4 protein-coding genes are annotated in these 3,148 nt (G+C 28.4%); 1 reads left to right on the plus strand and 3 read right to left on the minus strand.

Translation table 11 applies throughout. The features are described from left to right. On the minus strand, positions 1 to 836 hold an 836-nt coding region (locus tag KJQ99_RS09040), incomplete at its 3' end, for a cache domain-containing protein (RefSeq protein ID WP_214150612.1). Between the two features lie 113 nt (positions 837 to 949). After that, positions 950 to 1,948: a c-type cytochrome gene (locus KJQ99_RS09045; RefSeq protein ID WP_214150613.1), complete on the minus strand. Its 999-nt coding sequence runs from the start codon at positions 1,946 to 1,948 to the stop codon at positions 950 to 952. A gap of 225 nt (positions 1,949 to 2,173) precedes the next feature. Between KJQ99_RS09045 and KJQ99_RS09050 the strand changes: the two genes are divergently transcribed. Next, complete coding sequence (locus tag KJQ99_RS09050) at positions 2,174 to 2,575, plus strand: hypothetical protein (protein ID WP_214150614.1); 402 nt, start codon at positions 2,174 to 2,176, stop codon at positions 2,573 to 2,575. 97 nt (positions 2,576 to 2,672) lie between these two features. Here KJQ99_RS09050 and KJQ99_RS09055 read toward each other — a convergent pair. Continuing rightward, positions 2,673 to 3,148 (minus strand): hypothetical protein (locus KJQ99_RS09055; protein ID WP_214150615.1); only part of this gene is annotated, 476 nt, incomplete at its 5' end.

The raw sequence follows: 3,148 nt of genomic DNA on the forward strand, positions 1-3,148 counted from the left end.
GATAATTTAGTTTTTTCTATATTATCATTGATTGCTTTTGCCATAGAGCCAAATTCGTCTTTAGAATGTAAGATGATTTCGTGAGCGTCTTCTTTTTCGTGGTTTAGGAAAGAGAAGAATTCGTTAATACCATTATTTAATTTGCTTAAAGATTTTACTATTAGCATCATCACATATACAACATAAGGGATAAAAACCACTATAAATACAAATAAAGCAATAATAGATGTCGTAACAAAACTACTATTGATTAAATTTTCTAACTCGTGAGTATTCTTATCAATCTCATCTAAATAAACACCTGTTCCAATCCATAAAGAATTTGTATTAGGTATTAATGCTACATAAGATAATTTTGGTGCTGTAATATCAGTGCCTGGTTTAGGGAAAGGAAAGGTTACAAAACCACCACCAGAATTAGCCTTTTTGCTTAATTCTTGAATAAAAAAAGTCCCATCAGGAGCTTGCATTCCCTTTAAATCTTGTCCTATTAGCTTTTTGCTAACTGGGTGAGCTACTGCTGTGGTATCTTTATAAACGAAAAAATACCCATTACCATTGTCAAATCTAAAATTTTCTATAGCTTGTGCTATATAATCAATTTTCTCTTTTTCACTCTGTAAATCTTTTAAATGAATTGAAAGCGCATTAATCATTGCATCAGTTGATATTTTTAATTTTTCTTCTATATCAACTTGCATAATTCTTGCTACCTCATTTGAATTAGCTTGAATTGTCTTTTGATTATTATTGTAAAATAAATAAAGCATCAAAAATAAAACAAACAATCCTAAAATAATAACAAAACCAAGTTTTGCTTTTATAGTTTTTAACATTACATACTCCTTTTGAAACTTTAAATGAAACATAATTTTAAAATTTAAAAATATAAATAATGTTAAATTTAATTAAGATTTTAGGAATTTCAAAATTGAAATTCCTTCTTTACTTATTTTGCTTTAGATTTGCTAACTTCTTGCATTTTTATATAAGGTCCAAATCTATGTTGCTCTATGCTAAAATCATCATCATAAGGAGCTACATCCATATCAAGTGGTTTTGTCCTTCTATCAGGAAAATCTGCTTCACGATTAGCCTTAATTGGTCTTGGTTTTGAATTAATATAAGCTGCCACATCAAAAGCTTCTTCATCACTTAAAGTAGCATCACCTTTTGGCATATTACCTTTAATATACGAAGCTGCTTTTATTAGTCTATACATTCCAGCACCTGTGTTATAGCTATCATCTCCCCATAAAGCAGGATATACATAATATCCACCTTTTTGCTCGTCATTTAGCATTCCTGCCCCATCTTCGCCGTGACAAGCTGAGCATTTTTCTTCATAAATAACTTTACCTTTTTTAGGATCAGCTGCTCTATTTAATAATTTTACTTGAGTAAGTCCTTGCCCTTCAACATTAGCACCTACTGGCACACCTTGGCTTAAATAGTGCATATAAGTTACAATTGCTTTCATCTCTACTGAATTAATAGGCAATGGCTTACCATTCATAGAGCGTTCCATACAGCCATTTATACGATTTTCAAGAGTAGCGACTACATCGCCTCTAGCTAAGTATTGCGGAAATCTAGCATAAATTCCTACAAAACCTGATTCATAAGGAATAGTCCCGCCATTTGCGTGACAGCTGCTGCAAGATAAATTATTTCCTGCATATCTTTTACTCTCATCTTTTGCCTTTGGACCTATGTAATATGTGGTTTCATTTAGGATTTTATTGCCTAAAATCACTGCTTCAATATATTTTGAGCCTTTAGGTAATTTTTCTTCATCTAAATACCCATCATCATTCATAGCACTTGGCACTACCCAATTCATTTTAGCTTGTTTAATGCCTGTTTCTGATTTGGTTTTATTCACACTTGGGTCTATCGCAAATGCAAAAGATGATAATAATAAAATCATACTAATTTTAGTTTTCATAACTTCTCCTTAAATTGATTTAAGAAAATGCTAGGATTTTTATGTGAATTTAATGTGAAAAATAAGCATAAAAATCATAAAAAATTACAAAATTGTTACAAATTTACAAAAAATAAATAAAACTAAGAGAATTTAAAAAGATGAAGTATTAATTTTGATATTCTGTATTAAGTCAATTATAAGTATTATATTATTAAAATAAAAAACTAATATAAAGGAGAGAAAATGAGTAAAAAAATTAATATAATTATGGCTAGTGCGTTATGTTTTATATCTACAGGTTGCGTTATGCCAGAACTTTTAAATGTAAATAATGTTATAAACCATAACAACAATTCTAATACTAACACAGCTAAAATCATAAGAACATATCCTGATAAAACCATAGTAACTCAAGGAAATATGAATTATGGTAAAAAATGTGCGTTCAAAACAGACCCTAGAAATAATAAAGTTGTAGAAGTAGGCTATGTTATACAAGATGCATGCTTGCCTGATTGGTGTAAAAAATGGTATGACAATGTAGATTTAGAACCTAAATCTGATTCTGATAAATTTCAAGTTGATACTTGCCATAGTTTTATAATATATAATGCGTCATTAGGATATAAATTGATAGAAGATTAATAAAAGATTAAATAAATTATGCCTTTAACTTTTTAAAGCATAATTTATTAATCAAAAAACTAAAAAATAAAATCTTTAAACCAACAATCAAATTCTTTTACACTTCATCTTTAAATACTTCTTCTCTTACATAAATTGTGCATTCTTCTTTTTCATCTAAGCTTCCATTCCATTTATAAACAGCTAATATTTCTTTCAATAAAGCTATTATTTCTTTTTCGTTTAATGTTTTATTATCTCTTATAGAAAGGATTTTATAGACTTTGTCATAAACTACATTATCAATCTCTTGACTAATATCATAATCTAAAATTATCCTTATATGCTCGCCTTTATAATATAAAATCCACAAAGATTTATTAAGTTTTGCATGGTCTAGTTCTGGGTCATCAAAATACATACAATTCATAAACCAGCAGTCTAATTCTTCATCTATTACAATGCGTTCTTCAAAAGGAAATTTATGATGTTGTCTTAAATACCAATCATTAGTATGCTCAATACAAATATCTACAAAAGAATATTTCTTCTCTAATCTATCATCAATAATTGCGTTTTTAAAAGCCATTATTT

This window comes from Campylobacter sp. 2018MI13 (assembly GCF_018501135.1).
In the GTDB taxonomy this organism is placed as follows: domain Bacteria; phylum Campylobacterota; class Campylobacteria; order Campylobacterales; family Campylobacteraceae; genus Campylobacter_E.

What these genes read in the sequence shown, in the direction of transcription:
- KJQ99_RS09045 (WP_214150613.1), bottom strand. Translation starts at nt 1,948, where the DNA reads ATGAAAACTAAAATTAGTATGATTTTATTATTATCATCTTTTGCATTT.
- KJQ99_RS09050 (WP_214150614.1), top strand. Translation starts at nt 2,174, where the DNA reads ATGAGTAAAAAAATTAATATAATTATGGCTAGTGCGTTATGTTTTATA.